General features: G+C 63.6%; 20 protein-coding genes. 16 read left to right on the forward strand and 4 right to left on the reverse strand.

The window, feature by feature from the left end; genetic code table 11:
- Nucleotides 1-15 precede the first annotated feature (15 nt).
- The 5 genes from I2H31_RS07225 to I2H31_RS07245 all read left to right on the forward strand — a co-directional run bounded on the left by I2H31_RS07225 (nt 16) and on the right by I2H31_RS07245 (nt 5,693).
- Entirely contained in the window at nt 16-1,032 is a 1,017-nt protein-coding gene (locus tag I2H31_RS07225; protein ID WP_196292315.1) for a hypothetical protein, read from the forward strand.
- A 28-nt stretch (nt 1,033-1,060) separates the two neighbouring features.
- On the forward strand, nt 1,061-1,522 hold the full coding sequence (locus tag I2H31_RS07230) for a nucleoside deaminase (protein WP_196292316.1): 462 nt from the start codon (nt 1,061-1,063) through the stop codon (nt 1,520-1,522).
- 465 nt (nt 1,523-1,987) lie between these two features.
- Entirely contained in the window at nt 1,988-2,530 is a 543-nt protein-coding gene (locus I2H31_RS07235; RefSeq protein ID WP_196292317.1) for a TetR/AcrR family transcriptional regulator, read from the forward strand.
- A 161-nt stretch (nt 2,531-2,691) separates the two neighbouring features.
- Entirely contained in the window at nt 2,692-4,479 is a 1,788-nt protein-coding gene (locus I2H31_RS07240) for a chloride channel protein (protein WP_196292318.1), read from the forward strand.
- Nucleotides 4,476-5,693 carry a BaiN/RdsA family NAD(P)/FAD-dependent oxidoreductase gene (locus I2H31_RS07245; protein ID WP_317192194.1) on the forward strand — a complete coding sequence of 406 codons (1,218 nt, stop codon included), beginning with the start codon at nt 4,476-4,478 and terminating at the stop codon, nt 5,691-5,693. Before I2H31_RS07240 ends, I2H31_RS07245 begins: the two co-directional genes overlap by 4 nt.
- 200 nt (nt 5,694-5,893) lie before the next feature.
- Here the strand turns inward: I2H31_RS07245 and I2H31_RS07250 are convergent, their stop codons facing one another.
- Nucleotides 5,894-6,154: a hypothetical protein gene (locus I2H31_RS07250; RefSeq protein ID WP_196292319.1), complete on the reverse strand. Its 261-nt coding sequence runs from the start codon at nt 6,152-6,154 to the stop codon at nt 5,894-5,896.
- Nucleotides 6,155-6,348: 194 nt separating this feature from the next.
- Here I2H31_RS07250 and I2H31_RS07255 point away from each other — a divergent pair, with 194 nt between their 5' ends.
- Nucleotides 6,349-7,797 carry a diadenylate cyclase gene (locus tag I2H31_RS07255; RefSeq protein ID WP_196292320.1) on the forward strand — a complete coding sequence of 483 codons (1,449 nt, stop codon included), beginning with the start codon at nt 6,349-6,351 and terminating at the stop codon, nt 7,795-7,797.
- A gap of 127 nt (nt 7,798-7,924) precedes the next feature.
- Here I2H31_RS07255 and I2H31_RS07260 read toward each other — a convergent pair whose 3' ends face one another.
- The gene (locus I2H31_RS07260; RefSeq protein WP_196292321.1) at nt 7,925-8,914 is read right to left on the reverse strand and encodes an aldo/keto reductase; all 990 of its coding nucleotides are present in this window, start codon (nt 8,912-8,914) and stop codon (nt 7,925-7,927) included.
- Nucleotides 8,915-9,301: 387 nt separating this feature from the next.
- On the opposite strand from I2H31_RS07260, the gene I2H31_RS07265 reads away from it, so the two are divergent.
- The 7 genes from I2H31_RS07265 to I2H31_RS07295 all read left to right on the forward strand — a co-directional run bounded on the left by I2H31_RS07265 (nt 9,302) and on the right by I2H31_RS07295 (nt 15,421).
- On the forward strand, nt 9,302-9,745 hold the full coding sequence (locus I2H31_RS07265) for a hypothetical protein (protein WP_196292322.1): 444 nt from the start codon (nt 9,302-9,304) through the stop codon (nt 9,743-9,745).
- Between the two features lie 16 nt (nt 9,746-9,761).
- Nucleotides 9,762-10,454 carry an SCO family protein gene (locus tag I2H31_RS07270; protein WP_196292323.1) on the forward strand — a complete coding sequence of 231 codons (693 nt, stop codon included), beginning with the start codon at nt 9,762-9,764 and terminating at the stop codon, nt 10,452-10,454.
- A gap of 158 nt (nt 10,455-10,612) precedes the next feature.
- Nucleotides 10,613-11,014: a c-type cytochrome gene (locus I2H31_RS07275; RefSeq protein WP_196292324.1), complete on the forward strand. Its 402-nt coding sequence runs from the start codon at nt 10,613-10,615 to the stop codon at nt 11,012-11,014.
- A gap of 230 nt (nt 11,015-11,244) precedes the next feature.
- Nucleotides 11,245-12,177: an enhanced serine sensitivity protein SseB C-terminal domain-containing protein gene (locus I2H31_RS07280; protein WP_196292325.1), complete on the forward strand. Its 933-nt coding sequence runs from the start codon at nt 11,245-11,247 to the stop codon at nt 12,175-12,177.
- A gap of 198 nt (nt 12,178-12,375) precedes the next feature.
- Nucleotides 12,376-13,734 (forward strand): M28 family peptidase, encoded by a 1,359-nt coding sequence (locus I2H31_RS07285; RefSeq protein ID WP_196292326.1) that lies wholly within the window; start codon nt 12,376-12,378, stop codon nt 13,732-13,734.
- Between the two features lie 47 nt (nt 13,735-13,781).
- Entirely contained in the window at nt 13,782-14,579 is a 798-nt protein-coding gene (locus I2H31_RS07290) for a hypothetical protein (protein ID WP_196292327.1), read from the forward strand.
- Nucleotides 14,580-14,650: 71 nt separating this feature from the next.
- Nucleotides 14,651-15,421: a slipin family protein gene (locus tag I2H31_RS07295; RefSeq protein WP_196292328.1), complete on the forward strand. Its 771-nt coding sequence runs from the start codon at nt 14,651-14,653 to the stop codon at nt 15,419-15,421.
- On the opposite strand, the gene I2H31_RS07300 is transcribed toward I2H31_RS07295, so the two are convergent.
- Entirely contained in the window at nt 15,418-16,119 is a 702-nt protein-coding gene (locus I2H31_RS07300; protein ID WP_196292329.1) for a hypothetical protein, read from the reverse strand. The two genes, I2H31_RS07295 and I2H31_RS07300, sit on opposite strands and share 4 nt — an antisense overlap.
- 251 nt (nt 16,120-16,370) lie before the next feature.
- Between I2H31_RS07300 and I2H31_RS07305 the strand changes: the two genes are divergently transcribed.
- From I2H31_RS07305 to I2H31_RS07315, 3 genes are all read left to right on the forward strand, one after another.
- A complete protein-coding gene (locus tag I2H31_RS07305; RefSeq protein ID WP_196292330.1) occupies nt 16,371-18,092 on the forward strand; it encodes a T9SS type A sorting domain-containing protein in 1,722 nt (573 codons plus the stop codon).
- A gap of 145 nt (nt 18,093-18,237) precedes the next feature.
- Nucleotides 18,238-18,390, forward strand: a complete 153-nt coding sequence (locus tag I2H31_RS25075) for a DUF2867 domain-containing protein (protein ID WP_317192195.1) — start codon at nt 18,238-18,240, stop codon at nt 18,388-18,390.
- Nucleotides 18,391-18,524: 134 nt separating this feature from the next.
- Nucleotides 18,525-19,415, forward strand: coding sequence for a hypothetical protein (locus tag I2H31_RS07315; protein ID WP_196292331.1), 891 nt, complete (start codon nt 18,525-18,527; stop codon nt 19,413-19,415).
- A 30-nt stretch (nt 19,416-19,445) separates the two neighbouring features.
- On the opposite strand, the gene I2H31_RS07320 is transcribed toward I2H31_RS07315, so the two are convergent.
- Nucleotides 19,446-22,028, reverse strand: coding sequence for a type IA DNA topoisomerase (locus I2H31_RS07320; RefSeq protein ID WP_196292332.1), 2,583 nt, complete (start codon nt 22,026-22,028; stop codon nt 19,446-19,448).
- Nucleotides 22,029-22,043 lie beyond the last annotated feature (15 nt).

Consider the following 22,043-nt stretch of genomic DNA (forward strand, 5'->3'; position numbering starts at 1 on the left):
CCGCCCGACCACCCAATGAAGTACGTTCTGAGTCTGTTGCTGGTCCTGAGCTTACGGCCGGCGTTGGCGCAAACGCCTCCGTTCACGGTGCGCCCGGTTTCGCTGCCCAAGGAGTTGGCGTTCTACGACAACCAGTTTTCCGGGCTCGCCATCAGCCGCGGCAAGCTCTACTTGCTGTCGGAAAGCCGGCTGCAAGACAAGGCCGAAGCCAAGCTCTACACCGTGCCGCTCGCCGACCTGGACCGCAAACTGCGGGATACCGCCTACGTGCTCCCCTTTCGGAAGCTGCCCATCACCGGCCTGCCGGGTTTGCGGGGCCAGATGAAAGCAAGCGGCCAAGATTACGAAGGGCTTGAGGCCATGCTAATTGACGGCAATACCGTCTATTTCTCCGTTGAAACGGCTACCCCTTCCACCAGCTGCTACATTCTCAAAGGCCGCATCACCTCCACGGCGGTCATCCTGGACAACCAGTTGCTGGCGGCGCTGCCCAAGCCGCTGGCCGCCGACGGCTCCCACGTTTACAACGCCGGATTTGAGGCGATAACCAAAGCCCGAAAGCAGCTGGTTGCTTTTTTCGAGTACAATTCCTTTCCCGGCCAGAACTACGTTTGCGGCTTTGATAAGCGCCCGCGCCCCTCCGCGCCGGTCCCGCTCCAGCTCCCATTCACCCCGCTGCCGTTCCGCATCACGGATATTACCCCGGTCGGAAAAAATCATTTCACGGCCATCAATTACTTCTTCAAAGGCGACGGCGAAGATGCCGTGTACCGCGTCCCGGCCACCGATTCCGCCAACACCAAACTCATTACCGGTCCCACCGGCTTCAAGAACTACTGCCGACTGGTAGACATCGCGTTCCACAACAACCGCTTCACCTGGCAGCCCCTGTGGGAGTTGCCCGAGCCCTACATGGGCTACAACTGGGAAGGCATCGCCGCCTACAAAGGCGGCTATTTCATCATCAACGACAAGTACACCCCGAGCCGCCCCTACCGCACCACACTTTTGTACCTGCAAAGCAGCCACTAAGCACCTTTTTTACTTCACTCCACTTCCTATGCAACCCCAAAACTCCTCCCCCGGCAAAGACGAATTCATGCAAGCCGCCATCGACGAGGCCCGCCTGGGCCGCTCGCAAGGCGGCATCCCCATCGGCTCGGTGCTCATCCGCGACGGCAAAATTGTGGGCCAGGGCCACAACAAGCGCGTGCAGGAAGACTCTGCCATCAAGCACGGCGAAATGGACTGCCTCACCAACGCCGGCCGCCAGCGCACCTACCGCGACACCGTCATCTACACCACCCTGATGCCCTGCTACATGTGCGCCGGCACCATCGTGCAGTTCAAAATCCCGAAGGTCATCGTGGGCGAGTCGCGCACGTTCGGCGAGTCGCGCGCCTTCCTCGAAAGCCACGGCGTGGAAGTGGTCGACCTCGACCTGCAAGAGTGCGTCGACATGATGAACGAGTTCATCGAAGCCGAGCCCACCCTCTGGAACGAGGACATCATGGAGCTATAAGCGGGCCCGACCGTTGAAAATTAGTGCCCTGACCAAAAGGCTAGTGAGTGTTTGCTTACCAATAGTGAGCTAACACTTATACGGCTTTAGCAAACGCTCACCTACCTTTGTTTCGCTATCGGAAATCACGGTGACCGGTCAGCCAATTCCCACGTCCTCTTTCGCTAGGTGTATCCCACCCCACCTAGGAAAACATCGGTTGAATCTGTTCGGGTCTCCGCCCTAGGAGCTACGGCATGCAGAGGTCAACACGTTACAGCCGGCTGAGTCGAATGCGTTCGATTTGGCCGGCTGTATTGTTTTAGGAAATGAGGCGCAGCCAAAGTGAGGCGTTGAATGAAACACCGGGCGGCGGAAGCGGCGGGCACGCCAAATGCCTGCGGTCGGCCTTATCTTGCCGCCGGGCTAGGTCTGAAAAGGGCCCTGGGACTGATTTTTGGCGGTTTATTTATATTCGGTTGGGCTATGACCAGTCATTCTAAAATTGAGCAGGCGGCCCTGCAGCTGTTCGGCGAGCGGGGCTACGACAGCACCTCCACCCTGCTGATTGCCAAGGGCGCCGGGGTGTCGGAGGCGTTGCTGTTTAAGTACTTTCTGAGCAAGGAAAAGCTGTTTGAGTACCTCATCAAGCAGGGCTTCCGGCGCATTGTGGAAGCCAACCGCGGCATTCTGACCGAGAAAAACCCGCGCGTGCTGGTCGAAAACGTCATCGACCTGCCCTATAAGCTGGTGCACGACGAGCCCGATTTTTGGAAGATGCAGGACAAGGAATTCAACCGGCCGCTGGTGCAGAAGTACTTCCAACGCTTCATGAGCCCGATTGACAGCCTGCTCAAGCAAGCCTTCACCGACCTGGGCACGCCCAGCCCGGAAATGACCACCCAGCTCCTGCTGCTGCTCATCCAGAGCCTGTGGCGCAACCTGCTCTACGAGCACGACCCCAACCTGCTGCAACTCGGCGCCCACCTGAAACGGACGTACCTGCAGGGCGTGCCCGCCGCGAAGTGAGCTGCCCGCAGCCGCCGGCCTGAGAGGCCATGCCAAGCAACCCGCCGGCCCCGGCCTCCGAATCAGCAAGGACGAAGAAGATACTTTCGGCTATAAGAGCTGTGCATCTGTCGGCATTTTATTTGCGTTGATGCTTCTGCGTTGACTTTCCGCTTTCGCTTATGCACCACCACGCCGTTCACCGCTTGTTGCGCCCGCTGCTGGTTTGGCGGGCCCGCCACATCAGCGAACGGATGTACATGCTCATTCTGAGCATCTTGGTGGGTGGGGCGGCGGGCCTGGCGGCGGTGCTGCTGAAAACCTGCGTCCGGGCGCAGTCGCAGCTGTTGCAAAGCGCCGTGACGGAGCCCAACCGGGTATTTGCCCTGTCGGTTTACCCCATCGTCGGCATCACGCTTACCGTGCTGGTCACCAAGTATTTGCTGGGCGGGCAGCTGGGCCGCGGCATCGGGCCCATCATTTACAACACGGCCCGCGAAGGCAGCATCGTGCCCCGCTCCAAGCTCTACTCGCAAATGATAACGGCGTTTCTGACCGTCAGCTTCGGGGGCTCGGCCGGTACCGAGGCGCCCATTTCGGTGACGGGGGCCGCCCTGGGCTCCAACGTGGGCCGGGTGCTGCACGTGGACCGGCGGCGGCGGCGCCTGCTCACGGGCTGCGGCGCGGCGGCGGGCGTGGCGGCCATCTTCAACTCGCCCATCGCGGGCGTGCTGTTTGCCGTCGAAACCATCTTGCTGGAGCTGCCGGCGCAGTATTTCATCCCCCTGCTCATTTCCTCGGCCACGGCCACGGTGATTTCAAAAGCCTTGTACGCCGGCCAGCCTTTCGTGCTCATCACCACCAGCTGGCCCGTGGATGCGGTGCCGTTTTACGTGCTGCTGGGCTTGTTCACGGCCTTTTTCTCGGTGTATATGATTCGGACCTACCACTGGTTCGAGCATTTTTTTGAGCGGTGGCCGGGGCTGAACTGGCGCAAGGTGCTGCTGGGCGGCCTCACGCTGGGCGGCCTTATTTTCCTGTTTCCGACGCTGTACGGCGAGGGCTACAACACGGTGGAGCTGCTGCTGCGCGGCCACCCCGAGCACATCACCGACGCCAGCATTTTCTCGGTGTACCAGGACAACAACCCCTGGCTGCTGCTGGTGCTGGTGGTGTTCAGCATGCTGCTGAAGGTGGTGGCCACCAGCATCACGGTGGGCAGCGGGGGCAACGGGGGCATGTTCGGCTCGTCGCTGTTTACGGGGGCGCTGGCGGGGTTTTTCTTTGCCCGCCTGATAAACCTGAGCGGGCTGATTCACATTCCCGAAGTGCATTTTGTGGTGCTGGGCATGGCCGGCGCGCTGGCGGGCGTCATCCACGCGCCGCTCACGGCCATCTTCCTCATTGCTGAAATCACGGGCGGGTACGCCCTGTTTGTGCCGCTGATGCTAGTGAGCAGCTCTTCCTACCTCATCACCAAGTACTTCGAGCCTTATTCTGTCTATACCCGCAAGCTCACGGCGCGGGGCGTGGACGTGTACGCCAACCGCGACCGGGGCCTGCTGGCGCAGCTCGACCCGCGCCAGCTGCTCAAAACCGATTTCATTCCGGTGCGGCCCAGCACCACGCTGGGCGAGTTGGTTGACATCTTCCGGCATTCCTCGCGCGACCTGTTTCCGGTGGTGGCGGCCGGCGGCCGGCTGCTGGGCGTGGTGAGCCTGAATTCGGTGCGCGACGCGCTGTTTGACGACGCCCACTACGCCACCACGCACGTGCGCGAGCTGATGAAGCCCGTGGAGGCCGTGGTGGGCCCCAACGACAACCTGGAACACACCCTGGGCCTGTTCGACCGGCACGAATTCTGGGCGCTGCCGGTGTGCGAAGAGGACGGCCGCTACCTGGGCTTTATCCTCAAAACCGACATTCTGGCCCGCTACCGACGCCAGCTCATTCAGGAGAGCGAAGCGTGAGCGCAGAATTTGTGGCCGTTATCGGCGGGGGACCGGCGGGCCTGCTGGCCGCCCAGCGGCTGGCCGAAGGCGGCCTGAAGGTGCGCGTGTACGAGGCCCAGGCCACGGTGGGGCGCAAGTTTCTGGTGGCCGGGCACGGCGGCTTCAACCTAAGCAACGCCGAGGACGCCGAGCCCTTCGCCGGCCGCTACGGCGCCGAGGAAACGCGCTTTCGGGCGCTGCTGACGTACTTTTCGCCCGACGACCTGCGGGCCTGGGCCGCCGACCTGGGCATCGCAACCTTTGTGGGCACCAGTGGGCGCATCTTTCCGGTGGCGGCGCACAAGCCCGCTGACTTGCTCCGGGCCTGGCTGGGCCGGCTGCGCGAACTGGGCGTTGAAATCAACACCCGCCGGCGCTGGATGGGCTTTGATGGGGCCAATGGGCTGCGGCTGCGCGACGAAACTAGCGGGCAGGAAACCACCCTGGAGCCCGCCGCCACCGTGCTGGCCCTGGGCGGCGCCAGCTGGGCCAAAACCGGCTCGGATGGCGCCTGGGTGCCGCTGCTGCGGGAAATCGACGTGCCCGTTGCGCCCTTTGCCCCGGCCAACTGCGGCGCGGAAGTGGCGTGGTCGGAGTTCTTTAAGCAGAAAGTTGGCCGGGCGCCGCTCAAAAACATCAGCCTGCGCGTGAACGACGGCCCGCCGCTGCGCGGCGAGGCCATGCTGACCGAATACGGCATCGAGGGCACGCCGGTGTATGCCCTCACGCCCCAGCTTCGCACGGCGCTGGCCACGGGTCCGGCCACGCTTTTTCTGAACACCAAGCCGGACCTGCCCCCCGAAACGCTGCTGGCCCGGCTGCGCCAGCGCCGAAATAGCGCTTCGCTGCCCGATTTTCTGCGCAAGGCCCTGGGCCTGGGAGCGCCGGTGCCCACGCTGCTGCGCGAGGCGGCGCCAGCCGTGGCCACGTACCCACCGGAAGCCCTGGCCGAACTGCTGGCGGCCGTGCCCCTGCCCGTGAGCGGCCTGCGCCCGCTGGACGAAGCCATTTCTACGGCCGGCGGCATTCCCTTTTCGGAAGTAGATGAGCACCTGCAGCTCCGGCAGCGGCCGGGCACCTACGTGGCCGGCGAAATGCTGGACTGGGAAGCGCCCACGGGCGGCTATTTGCTGCAAGGCTGCTTCAGCACCGGGGCGTGGGCGGCGCGGGGGATTTTGGTGAGGCTGAGTTGAAGGCAAGTAAGTCGTTTGTCATTGCGAGCGCAGCGTGGCAATCCGTCCTCTCTCAGCGGCCAATGCTCTTTCCCAAAAACCCTATCAATTAGAAAGCCCCGACGCGGTGCGGTGTCGGGGCTTTGTCACAAAAGAAAAGGTCTGGTTTTGACAGGACGGGTTGCTTCGCTACGCTCGCAATGACAATTCCCGCTCCTGCTCTATTCCTTCGCCAGCGCTTTGGCCTTCGCTTCGGCTTCGCGCAAAATCTGGCGGGCTTCGCCGAGCAGGCGGCGGCCGGGGTCCAGCTCTTCGCGGGCGATGAGGGCGAACAGCAGAAAGAAGGAGGCCAGCGGCAGCACCCAGCCCAGCACAAACCACAGCCAGAACGAGCGGCCCCGGCTCTGGGCGCAGTAGCCGGTGAGGATGGGGATGAAGGAAATGGCCACCGCCACCACAAAAAGCATGTCGACGAAGAGCATAGGCTGGCGTGCGAAAGGGCGGTGGAAGCCCGGCGGCGGCAGGGCCGGCGGGGGGCCGAAGTTACGAATTTCTGAGCGGCAGATGAAGCCCGAAAACAGGAAATTTGTTTGGCTATACCTCTATCCGGCGGTTTTTTCCGTAGTTCGGCCTGAAGCCGGGGCCGCAGCGAGGCCCGGCCGTCTTGTATTTGCCCATGTGGGAACACCAAAGTCTGTTTCGCGTTTCGGCCCAGCTCTTCGCCGAGGGGGTGTTTAACTTGCTCGACCGCAACCTGCGGCCGGAGATTTTTCTGCTCGGTTTTGCCTCGGCCAAAGAAGGCGACGAGCCCGACGCCGTGGTGGTGGAGCCGCCCACGGCCCGCTACGCCCCCGCCGATTTCCGGTACGTGAAAACCCACGCCGCCGCCCTGGAGGCCGACACCGGCCCGCAGGGCTCCGTGTACCACCTGCACCCCAACGACCACGACCGGTTCGAGAAGCACCACTGGTACGAGCTGATGTGCCGCGCCACCGAAACCACCCTCAACGACCTCACCCGCGCCCGCCGCGAAAACCGCCGCTCCTTCTGCTCGGTGCCGGTGAGCCTGCAGGGCTACCTCGTGACGGTGGTGCTGCAGCTCTCGGCCGATTGCTACGACGGCTACTACGCCCTGCCCAAGTCCACCAGCGCCCGCCCCGCCAACCTGCCCCACGCCACGGTGACGGAGTTTCTGCACGACTGCTCGCGGGCTTTGCGCGAGGCGGATACCGCCGACAACGACCAGCCCGTGCTCGACCGCGACTACAACGAGCTGCTGCGCTCGGCGGGCCGCCGGCTGATGCTGCGCGTGGCCCCCGCCGGCACCCACGGCCTGTACGATGCCTGCAACGGCGTGGCCGCCCTGCGCCACGAGGGCGACGAAGGCATCGGGACCATGCTGGTGAGCCGGCGCCTGCACCCGGCCGTGATTCCGGTGCTGACCCTGGAAACGCCCGTGCCCATGCGCGACCACCGCTCCATCCGCAAGCTGCTGGAGCTGAGCGAGGGCCACACGGCCCTGATTTCGGACGCCTCGCACGTCTTCGGCCTGGGCCAGCTGGTGCCCGAGTCCGACGGGCAGTACGAGCCCCTGGTCACGGTGCACTTCACCAACCACTACAGCTGGGAAATGAGCCACGCCGGCCACGTGCTCATGCGCGTGGTGAGCAACACGCCGCGCCTGCCGCAGGGCCGCGTGGCCCAGGAAAACTTTGCCCGCATCGTGCGCATCGTGTTTCCCAGCCTCGACGTGGACAGCACCGACTACCTTTGGGACCTGGCCCAAAAGGCCAGCACGCAGCCCACGGGCACCATTCTGGTCATCAGCACCGGCGCAGCCCAGGAGGCCCAGCGCCTCACGCGGCAGTGCTTCCGGGTGGTGCCGCGCATCATGACGCCCTCGGTCCTCAAGCTGGTCACCAACATCGACGGGGCCGTGCTCATCGAGCCCAACGGCATGTGCCACGCCATCGGCGCCATCCTCGACGGCCTGGCCACCGACAAGGGCGACTCGTCCCGCGGCGCCCGCTACAACTCGGCCCTGCGCTATGCCAACAGCAGCAAGTACCCCATGCTGGCCGTGGTGGTAAGCGAAGACGGCTGGATTGACCTGCTGCCGAGTTAGAATGACGTCGTACAGAATAAAGAACGTCCTGCTGAGCTTGTCGAAGCATCTCGCGTGCCGAAGTAATTACTCTTGCACGCGAGATGCTTCGACAAGCTCAGCAGGACGTTCTTTTTGAGCCTAGCGGCTAGCCGTTTACCGAGCCCATCATGGCCGCGGGGTAGCGCAGGCCAGCCGTGGCGCCTTTGGGCGCGATTTCATCCAACTGGGCCAGCTCATCCCGCGTCAGTTCCACTTCCAGCGCGCCCAGGTTTTCTTCCAGGTATTTCACCCGCTTGGTGCCGGGAATGGGCACCACGTCGTCGCCCTGCGCCAGCACCCAGGCCAGGGCCAGCTGGCCGGCGGTGCAGTCTTTTTGCTGCGCTAAGTCGTTGATGCGGGCCACGAGGTCGAGGTTTTTCTGGAAGTTTTCGCCCTGGAAGCGGGGCGTGTGGCGGCGGTAGTCGTCTTCGGCCAGGTCCTCAAACTTCTGGATTTGGCCGGTGAGGAAGCCCCGGCCCAGCGGCGAATACGGCACGAAGCCCACGCCCAGCTCCCGCATTGCGGGCAAAACTTCGTCTTCCGGCTCGCGGGTCCAGAGCGAATATTCGCTTTGCAGCGCGGCGATGGGATGCACGGCCACGGCCCGGTGCACGGTGGCCGGCGCGGCCTCGCTCAGGCCCAGGAAGCGCACTTTGCCTTCTTCCACCAGCCGGCTCATGGCACCCACGGTTTCTTCGATGGGCGTGTTGGGGTCCACGCGGTGCTGGTAGTAGAGGTCGATGTAGTCGGTGCCGAGGCGCTTGAGGCTGGCTTCGCAGGCGGCTTTCACGTATTCGGGCCGGCCGTTGATGCCGCGCCGGGTGGGGTCGGTGGGGTCGCGCTCGATGCCGAATTTGGTGGCCAGCACGATGCCGCCGCGCTGGCCTTTGAAAACGCGGCCCAGCAGTTCCTCGTTTTTGAAGGGGCCGTACATGTCGGCGGTGTCGAAGAATGTCACGCCCAGCTCGCGGGCGCGGTGCAGGGTGCGGGTGCTTTCGGCGTCGTCCTGGCCGGCGTAGAAGTCGGACATGCCCATGCAGCCCAGGCCCAGGGCCGAAACGGTGAGGCCGGAGCGGCCGAGTTGGCGGGTTTTCATAAAGCGAAACGGTAGGTGAAGTGGTTAATGGGATGGCAGCGCCTGCTGGCTCTACGCAACGCCCCCTTCAACCGGCCAGCCTGGGCTTTTGATTTCGGCTTTTTCCCAACCCCCGCCTCAATGAGCCCAACCCCGGCCACGCCTTTCCCAAGCCCCGCCCTAAGCATCCAAACCTTCGCCTCTGCTGCCCAAATCCTCGCCGCGAGTCTCCAAACCCCCGCCACGGGTTTCCAAATCCAAGTCACGCATAGAAAAATCCTAGTCTCCGTTTTCCAAACTCCCGCCACGCCTTTCCAAAGCCTCGACACAGGCTTCCAAACCGTCGCCACGCCTTTGCCAACCACGGCCTCACCCTTCCCTCACGCCCGCCGGCCGTACCTTTGCGCCGTGAACATCGCCCCGAAAAACCTCTTCCCGCTGGCCCTGGCTGCCCTGGCCTCCGCTTGCTCGCCCGGCACCATCAGCGAAAACGGCGCCCCTTCCGAAGCATCGGCCGCCGAGATGGCCCTCATGAACCGCCACGACTCGCTGATGGCCGAAACCTCGAAGCTTTACGAGTACAAGGCCAAGCTTTCGGGCTACCACACCGAGGCCGCCGCGCCCTACATCCACGGCCTGCTGGCCGCCGATGCCGCCATGATGAGCTGGATGCATCGGTACAAAGCGCCCGACACCACGGCCACTCCGGCCGCCCGGGTGGCCTATTTCCGGCAGCAGCAACAGATTCTGGCCGGCATCAGCCGGCAGTACCGCGCCACGCTGGATTCGGCCGTGCGCTTCACTACCGAGCACCCCGCCGCCGGCGACGTACCGCCCCCCGCTTCCAAGTAGCCTATTACCTATCAATATGTTGAGACGCCTGTTGCTGCTGCCCACGCTGGCGGCCACCCTGCTCACCTCCTGCACCGAAGCGCCGAAACAAGCCGCCCGGCTGCCCATCATGGGCGAGCGCGACGTGGTGCCCCGTGCCGACGGCGGCCCCGCCGACACCGTGTACGCCGCCGTGCCCGCCTTTCGCCTCACCGACCAGTTCGGGCAGGTGCTCACCAACCAAAGCTTCGCCGGCCGGGCCTACGTGGCCGATTTCTTCTTCGCCACCTGCCCCGGCATCTGCCCCAAAATGCAGGCCGAGCTGTTGAAAGTGTACAAGCAATTCGGCCAGAAACCGGAGCTGGCCTTCCTCTCGCACACCATCGACCCGGCCCACGACTCCATCCCGGTGCTGCGCGACTACGCCGAGCGCCTGGGCGTGGGCACGGCCCGCAACTGGCACTTCGCCACCACCGGCGCCCACGGCGAACCCACCGCCCGCGACACCGTGTTTCAGTTGGCTCAGGCCTACTTCACCGCCGCCCTGCCCGACAAGCAGGCCCCCGGCGGCTTCGCTCACAACGGCACCTTCGCCCTCGTGGACGACCAGGGCCACATCCGCGGCCTCTACGACAGCCTCAACCCCAAAGAAGTGGCCCGCCTGCTACAGGAGCTGCCCATCCTGCTGGCCGAAGTAGACGGCCGCCGGAAGGGCGTGGCCCGGAAATGAAGGGCTGTCTGGCTAGCGTGTCTTCAATCCAGAACGTCATGCTGAGCTTGTCGAAGCATCTCGCGCGCAATAGTAATTACTTCGGCACGCGAGATGCTTCGACAAGCTCAGCATGACGTTCTTTAGCTCTGCCTGACGTTCTGCGACCGTTATTTTCCATGACCCTCCGCTCTTCCCTTCCCTTCGCCGCCCTGCTCCTGCTGCTGCCCGGCTGCTTCAGCAACAACCGCCACCAGGGCGAGAAGCTGTACGCGCAGCACTGCTCCGGCTGCCACGGCGACGAGGGCCAGGGCCTGGGCCGCCTCATCCCGCCCCTGGCCGGGGCCGACTACCTGACGGACCACCGCGCCGAGCTGCCCTGCCTGCTGCGCAACGGCCAGCGCGAAGTCATCATCGTGAACGGCGTGGCCTACCACAACGTGATGCCCGGCAACAAGGCCCTGAGTCCCGCCCAGCTCACCAACCTGCTGAACTTCATCGAAACCCACTGGGGCAACAGCGCCTCTCCGCGCACCATCCGCGAGGTGGAGCAGCAGCTGGATGCCTGCCGCGTGCCGTGAGCGGGCATTCTAACCCCGAGTGGGTATTCCAAACGCGAAAACCCAGCACGTCATGTCGAGCCTGTCGAGACATCTCGCTTGAGAAAGTATAACTAATTACTGCTGCTCGCGAGATGTCTCGACAGGCTCGACATGACGTTTTGGAGTACTACTTCATTCTGTTCCCACCCCTCAGAAACCCGTTTTTCGCCGTAGATTGCACCCCAATCCATCTGCATTCCAATTCCATTATGGGCCTGTTTGACTTCCTGAAAAATAAACCCGCCGACACCCCGGCCACCCCCGCTCCCGCCGCCAACCCCGCCGGCCCCGCCGCCGAAAAACCCGCCGGCGGCCCCCGCTACCAGGGCTCCAAATTCGTGGCCCCGCCCGAGCCCGCGGCCCCGGCCCCGGTGTACCAGCTGCCCGAGCCGCCGCCCCTGCCCTTCCAGCCCGAAAACGTGCTGGAGCAGCTCCTGCTGCTGGCCGCCACCGACGAAAATGCCCGGCCCGCCTTCTACCAGGCCCTGCTCCAGGAAGAAATCCTGATGATACTGGCCCCCACGGAAGGCATGGAGCCCGGCGAAGTGACGCTCACCGAAGGCCAGGAAATCCAGCTCCAGATACTGAACGACGGCAAGCTGCCCATCTTCTCCTCCGTGCCCCGCCTCTCCGACGGCGGCATCGAGCAGCCGCCCATGAGCTACGTGCGCCTGCCGGGCCACGCGTTTTTCCAGATGGTGCAGGGCCAGGACTGCGTGCTGAACCCCTTCTCGCCGGCCGGCAAGCTCCTGCCCAAAGACGAAGTGGCCGCCCTGCTGGCCGGCCAGCTCACCGGCCCGCTCTCGCCCGGCGGCGGCGAGGCCCAGGTGCTGCTCAGCCAGCCCGCCGAGTACCCGCAGGCCGTGGCCGACGCCATCGCCGCCTGGGCCGCCACCCAGTCGCACATCGAAGCCGCCTACCTGGCCCAGATGCAGCTCGCCGACAACCCCGACGTGCCGCGCCTGCTCCTCGCCTTCGTCAGCACCAGCCCCGACCCGAGCTTCATGCAAGACCTCGGCCCCGTGCTGCAAGGCCAGACCAACGCCTACCAGTTCGTGGACTTGATGCTGCTGGACGTGAACTCGGAAGAAGGCGTGAACCCCTATTTCCGCACGGTAGAGCCGTTTTATCAGAAGGGGTAACGGCTAGTTCTCGCCAGCATGGCTTTCCTCCGAACGTCATGTCGAGCGCAGCCGAGACATCTCGCGTGCCGCCACTAACTCAATCGATTGGATTGGTAGCGGCACGCGAGATGTCTCGGCTGCGCTCGACATGACGTTCTTTTTTATTTTGTTTCATGTCATCTTCCTGTCATTCGATTCCCTACCTTCCTTCTTCCTATGAAACTTGCTGCTCTCTTCCTGGCTTTTGCGCCCTTCGCCGCCCTCGCCCAAAAGCCCGCCCCGCTCCTGCCGCCCGCCGACCCCGCCATTCAGAAGCTGGTGGATGAAATCTCGGCCAAAAACCTGGAAGCCGACGTTCGCAAGCTGGTTTCTTTCGGCACGCGCCACACCCTGAGCGACACGCAGAGCCCCACCCGCGGCATCGGCGCGGCCCGCAACTGGGTACGCGACGAGTTTCTGAAATACAGCAAAGCCGGCGGCGGAAGAATGACGGTGGAAATGGACACCTTCACCATCCGACCCGACGGCCGCCGCATCAACCGGCCCGTGCTCATGGCCAACGTGCTGGCCACCCTGCCCGGCACCGACCCCACCGACACCCGTGTCATCCTGGTGAGCGGCCATATCGACTCGCGGGTGAGCGATGTGATGAACGCCACCGCCGACGCGCCCGGGGCCAACGACGACGGCTCCGGCACCGTGTTGGTGATGGAGCTGGCCCGCGTGCTGGCCGGCCAGCGGTTTCCCTGCACCCTCAAGTTCGTGGCCGTGCAGGGCGAAGAGCAGGGCCTCTACGGCTCCGGCCACCTGGCCGAGCGCGCCAAAAAAGAAGGCTGGAACCTGATTGCGATGCTCAACAACGACATCGTGGGCAACTCGCACGGCTTCGACCCCGAAATCAGCGACGACCAGCACTTGCGCGTGTTCAGCGAAGGCGTGCCGGCCAATGAGACGCCCGAGCAGGCCAAAACCCGCCGCCAGCTCAGCTCCGAAAACGACGCGCCCAGCCGCCAGCTGGCCCGCTTCATTGCCCGCGCGGCGCAGCTCTACGGCCACGGCCACCAGGCCGTGCTGGAGTACCGCCCCGACCGCTTCCTGCGCGGCGGCGACCACACGCCCTTCAACCAGCAGGGCTTCGCCGCCGTCCGCTTCACCGAAATGAACGAGGATTTCACCCACCAGCACCAGGACCTGCGCACCGAAAAGGGCCGCGCCTACGGCGACGTCATTGAGGGCATGGACTTCGCCTACCTGCGCCGCAACGCGGGCATCAACCTCGCCACCATGGCCGCGCTGGCCCTGGCCCCCGCCGCGCCCGCCAAAGTCGAAGTCCTCACCGCCAACCTCACCAACCGCACCGAGTTGCGCTGGCAGGCGCCCGCCGCCGGCCCCCGGCCCAGCGGCTACGTGGTGCTGGTGCGCGAAACCAGCGCCCCGCAGTGGCAGCAGCGCATCCCGGTTTCGGGCCTCACGGCCGATTTGTCCATTAGCAAGGACAACTTCATTTTCGGCGTGGCGAGCATTGACGCGGCCGGGCACGAGAGCGTGGCGGTATTGCCGATGGTGGGGCGGTAGGTTCTAAAAACATGGCTAAATCAAACAGAGACAACTTTCCGCAAAAAGTGATTACGACTCTGGCAGGGCGAGTAGCTTACCTGTGCTCAAATCCTTTTTGCAGAAGAGTGACAATCGGTCCACACACTGCAACCGATAAAACTACTTTAATTGGTGTAGCAGCTCATATAACAGCTGCTTCCCCAGGTGGACCGCGCTATGACCCAAGCTTATCTGATATTGAGAGAAAAAGCATTGGAAATGGTATTTGGCTTTGTAGCAACTGCGCAACTCTGATTGATAAAGATGAAAAACATTTTCCGGTTTCTCATTTAAAAGATTGGCGCAATAAAACAGAGGCATATGCTGCGCAACAATTAGGCAATGGTCAACCATTACTTACACTCAGGCCCAAAATTGAGGCTATTCTCTTATATCAAAACGGAATATCTTCAAATGAAGGGTTTGCAGAATATATTTCTCCAGGCAGTCTTATACGCATTGAAGAAGCAAAACTTATCATTAGTGCTAAAAGACACTACAAGCTTCAATTAATAAATAACTCAAGCATCGCTGCAATCAATATACGACTGCAACAGACTGGGAGCAATCACCTAATTCTTGATGAATCGATTCCATCAGTAAACAACCTGGGACCTTTTCTAGAGAGAAATATCAAATGCACGTTATCTAATTTTTATATCATGACCGGCGGGGAACGTGTTACTAGCCAAAGAGCCGAAATGGCGTACCCAGAAGAATTGTCTGACCTTCAATTAGCTATTGATTACACTAACGAACATGGGCAACAATTTCAAACCCTGACCTCTTTCAGCGGCAAGCAACCTAATAATATTTTCCATTAATAGTCCCTCTGTAATGCCTACCCCACTTCAGCGATACATCCCCCGAAAACCTCACCAACTCCCTTTCGGCCATGTCGCTGTATATCGTTCTCCTCGTTGTTGCCTTCCTGCTCTCCGGCCTGCGCATTGCGCAGGAATACGAGCGGGCCATTGTGTTTCGGCTGGGCCGGTTTGTGGGCACGCGCGGGCCGGGGCTGTACTGGATAATTCCGCTGCTCGAACGCCAGCAAACCATTGATATCCGCACCAAGACGGTGGATTTGGAGCAGCAGGAAACCATCACCAAGGACAGCGTGACCATCAAGGTGAACGCCGTGCTGTGGTTTCGGGTGGTGAACCCGGCCGATGCCATCATCAAAGTAGCCAATTTCAACCAGGCGGTTTACCAACTGTCGGTGACGGCGCTGCGCAACATCATCGGCCAGCACCAGCTGGACGAGGTGCTGCGCGAGCGCGCCGCCATCAACGCCTCGCTGATGCAGATTGTGGACGCCGCCACCGAGGCCTGGGGCGTGAAGATTGAGCTGGTCGAAATCAAGGACGTGGAAATTCCGGAGTCCATGCAGCGGGCCATGGCGCGCGAGGCCGAAGCCATTCGCGAGAAGCGCGCCCGCATCATCAAGGCCGAGGCGGAGCTGGAAGCGTCGATAAAGCTCACGCAGGGCGCCAAGCAGATGGAGGAAAGCCCCGTGGCCCTGGAGCTGCGCCGCATGCAGATGCTGTCGGAAATCGGCATCGACAACAACACGACCACCATCATGCTCATCCCCTCGGAGTTTACCAACGCGGCCAAGAGCTTCTCGCAGCTGGTGAGCCAGCAGGGCACCCAACCCGGCGCTTAATCCTGGGCCACGCGCTGGTGGCGTTGCTGGTTCAGCCAGAGGGCCAGCACTCCAATGGCGTAGCTCAGCAGGGCATGGCCAAGGAATTGGACAAGCCAGCGCGGGTCCAGGGCTATTCGGGGCAGTACGGACAACAGCGGCAGGCAGCCCAACGCCGTGCTCAGCAACAGCGCCTGCCCCGGCACCAGCCAAACAGCCCGCGCCGGCCACCCCAGCGGCCGGAACCGCTGCAGCTGCCGCAGCACCAGCCACCAGATGCCAAACAGCACCATCGGGCCCACCAGCCACTGCCAGTAGACGGTGCGGTATACCTCGACAAGGGAACCGAAGAGCAGCCAGCGCAGGACCCAAAACAGCCCTTGATTGAGAAAGAAACTGGCCCCAACCAGCGCCAGGGCCACGCCCCAGGTACTGGCCTGGGGCTGGGTGCGGCCGGCCACTTTGCTGGCGGCCCACAGCCACACCGCAAAAGGCAGCGATGCCGCCAGAAAGGGATTGAGGTCGCCAAAAAAGGGAATGCCGCCGCCGTTGTCGCGGCTAAACACCTGTTCCCAAACCAGCCCCGGTAGCAGGCCTACCGCATTCACCGCGTAGCTGGCCGCTGCCAGTCGCCAGGAGTTGGGCTTCCAATAGGCCAGTGCGCTGAGCCCCATGCCCAGCAGGGCCAGCCCCCATAAGGCGGCCAGCACTTCCAGCATAAAAACGGCACCGTCCAGGGCATCGGCATGCGCCAGGCACGGTCAAAAAAGCAACAGCCCGATGGCTAGCGGAATAATTCGACGCATGAAGGTGCAGAAACAGGAACGAGATGGAGAAGGGCAAACTTACGCCTGCCCCGCCGCCGCTACATCCAAGGCTCCGCGTAACCATTGTCGAAGTCAGGGTTTTGCACGACCTTAGTCACCCGACCCTATTTCTTCTTGGCTCAACACCACTTACGCTTACAACGATGAAACAACCCGTACTCCTGCTACTCGCAGCCGTGCTTAGCACCTATTCGGCCCGGGCCCAATGGAGCCCCAACCCCGCCCAGAACCTGGCCGTGCGCGACGCGGCCGCCACCGGCGAGGTGACGCCGCGCATCTCGCCGGCCCTGAACGGCGGCACCTGGGTGGCCTGGTTTGAAACCGTGGCCACCACCAACTACCAGATGCGCCTGCAGCTGCTCGACGCCAACGGCCGGGCCCAGTTCGGCGCCGCCGGCCTGCTGGTGAGCAACCAGCCCCAGGGCAGCGCCCTGTTCCGCTACGACCTGAAAACCGACAACTTGGGCAACGCCGTCCTGGCGTTTCAGGACACGCGCTCGGGCGCCAACCAGTGCGTGGCCTACAAGGTATCGCCCACCGGGCAGCAGCTGTGGGGCGCCACCGGCATCCCGCTGCTGGACCCCAACGCCACCTCGGGCCTTTCGCCCGCCATCGGGTTCACCTTCGGCAACAACGTGGTCATTGCCTGGAATTCGAGCGGCGTGGCCAATGTCGCGCACGCCAGCAAGTGGGTTTCTTTCCAGAAGCTTTCGCCGGCCGGCGTGGCCCTCGGCGGCGTGAACCGCGTGCAGGACCCCGTAAAAAAGTACACCCGCCCGGGCATCATCGGCATGACCATCAATGCCTTCGGGGCCGATGACGTGGTGATGCAGTACGTGGAGGAAACCGGTTCGGGCCTGGGCATTTCCACCGTTTTTGCCCAGCGGTTCAGCACGGTGGGCGCCCCGGTGTGGGCGGCCCCCACGCGCGTGAGCGACAAGACCATCGGCTTTGCGGCCATCCCGGAGCTGGTGCCCGATGGCAGCGGCGGTTTCTACGTGCTGCTGGGCTCGGGTAACCCCGCCAACGCCAACCTGGGCGATATGTACGCCCAGCGCGTGCTGGCCGACGGCACCCTGCCCTGGGGCGCCACCGGCACCGAGCTGCTGGCGGGCACGGCCACGGCCCGCATCGGCGGCTCCTTGCAATACGTGGCGGCCCGCAACGAGGTGTGGGCCGTGGTGAACGAGCTGAACAGCACCCAAAGCAACTCGGGCTTCACCGTGCAGCGCCTCGACCCGGCCACCGGCGCCGTGCAGCTGGGCCCCGGCGGCGTGCCCGTGATGGGCGTGAGCGCCAGCTATTATGCGGCCCAGACCCTGCGCGACACCGGCACCGGCCTCATCATCACCTATAGCGAAAACACCGGCGGGATGAACCGGGCCTTGTGGGCCACAAAGGTTGATTACCAGGCCCAATCGGCGTTCCCGACGGGCAGCGGCATCATTCCGCTCAGCGTCGTGGCCAGCCCTAAGCAGAACTACGCCACCCTGCCCTTCGCCAATGGCCAGCTGGTGAACGTGTGGCAGGACCAGCGCACGGATGACGGCATTTACGCCCAACCCATCAGCGACACCGGCGCGCTCGGTGTGCTGGGCACCCGCAACGCGGTGGCCGCGCAGCCGCTGGCCCTCAGCCCCAATCCGGGCGTGGTCCCCGCCCTGCACCTCACGCTTGGCCGCGCCCAGGCCCTGACCGTACAGGTGCGCGACCTCACCGGCCGCACCGTGCACCAACAAACCACCGAGGCGCCCGCCGGCGCGGCCAGCGTGGCACTGGAAGCGCCGCAGCTGGCGGCCGGGGTCTACATCGTGGAAACCACCGTGGCTGGGCAGCCCTGGCGCGGCCGTTGGGTAAAACCTTAAAACCCAGGAGTATTTCTTTGCGGAAGGCCTCGTCGAGCAATTGGCGGGGCTTTTTAGCAATTTATCAGGTGGGAGTCGGGGCGTGGCTGCCCGGGAAGGCCCGGCTGCAGTTCCGCATCGCGGACCAGCCCGATGGCACCACGCCGTGGAGCAGCTGGCCGCCTACCGCCCGCGCGGGTTGGCGGGCCGGCTGTACTGGTACTCGGTGCTGCCTTTCCACGGCATCATTTTCAAAGGCATGGTGAAGAACTTAGTGGCAAACAAGCCCAATTTGAAAAGTCAGACTAATCATCTTTAAAACAATTAACAACAATAGTTTACGGTAAGAATTTGAAAAAACTAAAGTCTGGGCAGCAGACATTTTGACTGGCGCCGCAGGAGTAACGGGGAGTTCCTTTGGAGCATCAATTCACCACTTTTTTTCCGCACCCCATGTTCCGCCGTTTCGTCGCCGTTTTCGCCGTTTTGCCCGCGCTGCTGGCATCTTCATTCGCCCACGCTCAAACGGGCAGCCCCGAGCCCGCCAAAATCGAAACTTCCCGCAGTGTGGAGCTGCGCGGCGGGTACACGAGCGGTCGGTTCTCCCACGGCACCGAGGACATTCATTCCTCCTTTAGCTTGTTTGGCGGCGGGGGCAACTCCCGCCCGGGCGTAGCGGTCGAACACCGTTTCGACGGCCTGCTGCTGGGAGCCGACTACGCGCTGGCCCAGCACCGGCCCGGCCGCTCCACCACCACGCTGCGCGTGGGCCTCGACGTGGTGAGCGCCGCCGACCGCCTGCGCATTGGTGACGGTCGCCGGGCCACGGTGGGCCTGTTGGCCGCGCACCCGCACATGAGCGTCGATATCCAGAAGAACCGGTGGCAAACGCGCGTGGGGGTGGGCATGCTGGTGGGCCGCGTGGGCTACTACGGCCAGGAAAAATCCTTCGACCTGCTGAGCACCAACATCGTGGTCGACACGGTGCGGGCCGTGCCCACCTTTCAGTTCGAAATGAACTGGAACCATTGGGTACAGTACGAACTCGGCTACGGCGGCAACGGGCTGCTGGGCTTGGCCAACCCAACATCTTACCTGGGCGTGGGCACGGGCTTTGGGCCCCGCAGCCCGCTGGCGCTGGTGGTGGGCGTAAGCAGCGCCGCCTCGCTCAACTTCGAGCGGTCGGCGAGCTCTTTCACCTACGCCCGCGTGGCGTTGGCGCCGGCCGGCAAGCCGTGGCAGGCGAACGCCTTTGCCACGTTCGGGTCGGGGCAGTACCAGCGGATGGCCGTGCAGGTGGGCTACACGCTGCCCGGCAAAGCTGCCCGCAGTGCCGGGCACTAGGCCGGCAAAAAGCCAGAAACTCGCTCTAGTCTACGCAAACACCGGCACCACGCGGCCCTCCTCCACCTTCAGCGCGGCGTCGTATTTCTTGCCGGTTTTGCCGGAGATGAAGCCTTTGATGACGCCGGTTTCGCCGCGGCGCAGCAGCAGCTTGAGCTGCGCTTCGGTGAGCTGCTTGCCGCCCCACTCAAAGGGCAGGCGGAACTGGCAGTCTTCGCGGAAGCGGGAGCAGCCGTAGGCGGCTTTGCCTTTGAGCATGGTGCCCAGCTTGCACACCGGACACGGAATCTGGCCGGAGTCGGGCGCGGCGCCCGGCTTGGCGTCGGCCACCAGCAGCACGGTGGGCTGAAAGGCCATATCAAGCCCGATGGCGGCGTCGAACTTCTGCCCGTCGGCCCCGACGAAGCCTTTCATCACCGGCGTGCGGCCTTTGGCCAGCAGGGCTTTCACCTGCGGGTCGCTCAGCTTCTTGCCGTGGATTTCGGCGGGCAGGCGGAAGGTGCAGCCCTCGCGGAAGCGCGCGCAGCCGAAAGCGGTTTTGCCGCGCACCACGTGGCCGGTTTTGCAGGCCGGGCAGTAGCCCAGGCCGTTGGCGCCGGGCAGGGTGGCCGGGCCGTGGGGCGTGGCGGGCCGGCCGCCGGTCATGCCGGCGGGCACTTTGCTGCCGCCGTTGGCGCCGCTGGCCTGGGCTTGCTGCACGGCCAGCTCGGCGCTGCCGGAGGTGACCATGCGGCCGCGGCCGTCGTTCTTCACTTCGGCCACCATCTCCTTCACCAGTCCCGACAGCTCGCCCAAAAAGCCTTCCGACGACAATTCGCCGCGCTCAATCTGGCGCAGCTTGTGCTCCCACTGGCCGGTGAGCTCCGCCGATTTCAGCGTGGGGTTGCGAATCAAGCCAATCAATTCTACCCCCGTCGGCGTGGGCACGATGCGCTTCTTCTCGCGCCGGATGTAGTTGCGCTTAAACAGCGTTTCGATGATGGCGGCGCGGGTGCTGGGCCGCCCGATGCCGTTTTCCTTCATGGCCTGGCGCAGCTCCTCGTCGTCGATGTTGCGGCCGGCCGTTTCCATGCCGCGCAGCAGCGTGGCCTCGGTGTAGTCTTTGGGCGGCTGGGTCATCTTGCTTTCCAGGCGCGGCTCGTGCGGGCCGCTTTCGCCCTTCACGAAGTTGGGCAGCACCGTCGATACGGCGTCGTCATCATCTGGTGCCTGGTTGTTGGTGCCTGGTGCTTGGGCTGGTTTCGGAGCGGCTTGTTGGGTCGGGTCGCCGTACACCACGCGCCAGCCGGGGTTCAGAATCTGGCGGCCGCGCACGCGGAAGGGGCGCTCGGCGGCTTCGGCCAGCACGGTGGTGTTGCTCACCTCGCAGTCGGGGTAGAAGGCAGCAATGAAGCGGCGCGCAATGATGTCGTACACGCTGGTTTCCATGCCGCCGCCGGGGCCGGCCGCGCCGGTCGGAATGATGGCGTGGTGGTCCGTCACCTTATTGTTGTTGAAGACCTTGGGCGTCTTCGGAATCTTGGTGGCCAGCAGCGGCTTGGTCAGCGCATCGTAGCCGATGCCGCGCAGGATGCCGGGGATTTTGGCATACTGGTCATCGGGCAAAAACGTGGTGTCGACGCGCGGGTAGCTCACGGCCTTTTTCTCGTACAGCGCCTGCACGATTTTCAGCGTGTCTTCGGCCGACAAGCCCAGCTGGTTGTTGCACTGCACCTGCAACGAGGTCAAATCGAACAGGCGCGGCGGGGACTCCCGGCCTTTCTTGATTTCCACGTCCGTCACGCGCAACGGGGCAGGGCGCACGGCTTCCAGAGCTTCGCGGGCCTCTTCCTCGGTCACGAAGTAGCCCAGGGCGCGCAGGCGGCTCTTGGTATCGGGCGCGGCGTCGGCGTCCTTGGCTTTGTCGGGCGCGGCCATGTGGCTGAACAGGGTGCCGCGGTATTCGGTCTTGAGCACCCAGTAGGGCTCGGGCCGGAAGTTCTGGATTTCGTGCCAGCGCTCCACCAGCAGGGCCAGCGTAGGCGTTTGCACCCGCCCGATGCTGAGGAGCTGCTTGTCCTGGTAGGTGGTGTATTTCAGGGTGAAGAGGCGGGTGGCGTTGAGGCCCAGCAGCCAGTCGCCCACGGCCCGGCTCTTGCCGGCTTGGTAGAGCGAGTCGAACTCCTTAGCCTCGCGCAGGTTGGCGAAGCCCTGGCGAATGGCCTCCTCGGTGAGCGACGAAATCCAGAGGCGCTTCACGGGCTTGCGGCACTTGGCCTCCTGCAGCACCCAGCGCTGAATCACCTCCCCTTCCTGCCCGGCGTCGCCGCAGTTAATGACTTCGGTGGCTTCGTCCACCAGCTTTTTGATGGTGTGGAACTGCTTCACCACGCCCTCGTCGCGGCGCATGAGCTTGATGCCGAACTTGTCCGGAATCATGGGCAGGTTGTGCAGGCTCCAGCGCTTCCACTCGGGCTGGTAGTCGTCGGGCTCCTTGAGTTGGCAGAAGTGTCCGAAGGTCCAGGTGACCTGGTAGCCGTTGCCTTCCATGTAGCCGTCCATGCGGCGGGTGGCGCCCAGCACGTTGGCAATCTCACGGGCCACGCTGGGCTTTTCGGCAATGCAAACTATCATGGATTTTCGCTGATT

Origin of the sequence: Hymenobacter ruricola (genome assembly GCF_015694525.1) — a bacterium.
GTDB classification, from domain to species: domain Bacteria; phylum Bacteroidota; class Bacteroidia; order Cytophagales; family Hymenobacteraceae; genus Hymenobacter; species Hymenobacter ruricola.

What these genes read in the sequence shown, in the direction of transcription:
- I2H31_RS07225 (WP_196292315.1), top strand. Translation starts at nt 16, where the DNA reads ATGAAGTACGTTCTGAGTCTGTTGCTGGTCCTGAGCTTACGGCCGGCG.
- I2H31_RS07230 (WP_196292316.1), top strand. Translation starts at nt 1,061, where the DNA reads ATGCAACCCCAAAACTCCTCCCCCGGCAAAGACGAATTCATGCAAGCC.
- I2H31_RS07235 (WP_196292317.1), top strand. Translation starts at nt 1,988, where the DNA reads ATGACCAGTCATTCTAAAATTGAGCAGGCGGCCCTGCAGCTGTTCGGC.
- I2H31_RS07240 (WP_196292318.1), top strand. Translation starts at nt 2,692, where the DNA reads ATGCACCACCACGCCGTTCACCGCTTGTTGCGCCCGCTGCTGGTTTGG.
- I2H31_RS07250 (WP_196292319.1), bottom strand. Translation starts at nt 6,154, where the DNA reads ATGCTCTTCGTCGACATGCTTTTTGTGGTGGCGGTGGCCATTTCCTTC.
- I2H31_RS07255 (WP_196292320.1), top strand. Translation starts at nt 6,349, where the DNA reads ATGTGGGAACACCAAAGTCTGTTTCGCGTTTCGGCCCAGCTCTTCGCC.
- I2H31_RS07260 (WP_196292321.1), bottom strand. Translation starts at nt 8,914, where the DNA reads ATGAAAACCCGCCAACTCGGCCGCTCCGGCCTCACCGTTTCGGCCCTG.
- I2H31_RS07270 (WP_196292323.1), top strand. Translation starts at nt 9,762, where the DNA reads ATGTTGAGACGCCTGTTGCTGCTGCCCACGCTGGCGGCCACCCTGCTC.
- I2H31_RS07275 (WP_196292324.1), top strand. Translation starts at nt 10,613, where the DNA reads ATGACCCTCCGCTCTTCCCTTCCCTTCGCCGCCCTGCTCCTGCTGCTG.
- I2H31_RS07280 (WP_196292325.1), top strand. Translation starts at nt 11,245, where the DNA reads ATGGGCCTGTTTGACTTCCTGAAAAATAAACCCGCCGACACCCCGGCC.
- I2H31_RS07285 (WP_196292326.1), top strand. Translation starts at nt 12,376, where the DNA reads ATGAAACTTGCTGCTCTCTTCCTGGCTTTTGCGCCCTTCGCCGCCCTC.
- I2H31_RS07295 (WP_196292328.1), top strand. Translation starts at nt 14,651, where the DNA reads ATGTCGCTGTATATCGTTCTCCTCGTTGTTGCCTTCCTGCTCTCCGGC.
- I2H31_RS07300 (WP_196292329.1), bottom strand. Translation starts at nt 16,119, where the DNA reads ATGCTGGAAGTGCTGGCCGCCTTATGGGGGCTGGCCCTGCTGGGCATG.
- I2H31_RS07305 (WP_196292330.1), top strand. Translation starts at nt 16,371, where the DNA reads ATGAAACAACCCGTACTCCTGCTACTCGCAGCCGTGCTTAGCACCTAT.
- I2H31_RS07315 (WP_196292331.1), top strand. Translation starts at nt 18,525, where the DNA reads ATGTTCCGCCGTTTCGTCGCCGTTTTCGCCGTTTTGCCCGCGCTGCTG.
- I2H31_RS07320 (WP_196292332.1), bottom strand. Translation starts at nt 22,028, where the DNA reads ATGATAGTTTGCATTGCCGAAAAGCCCAGCGTGGCCCGTGAGATTGCC.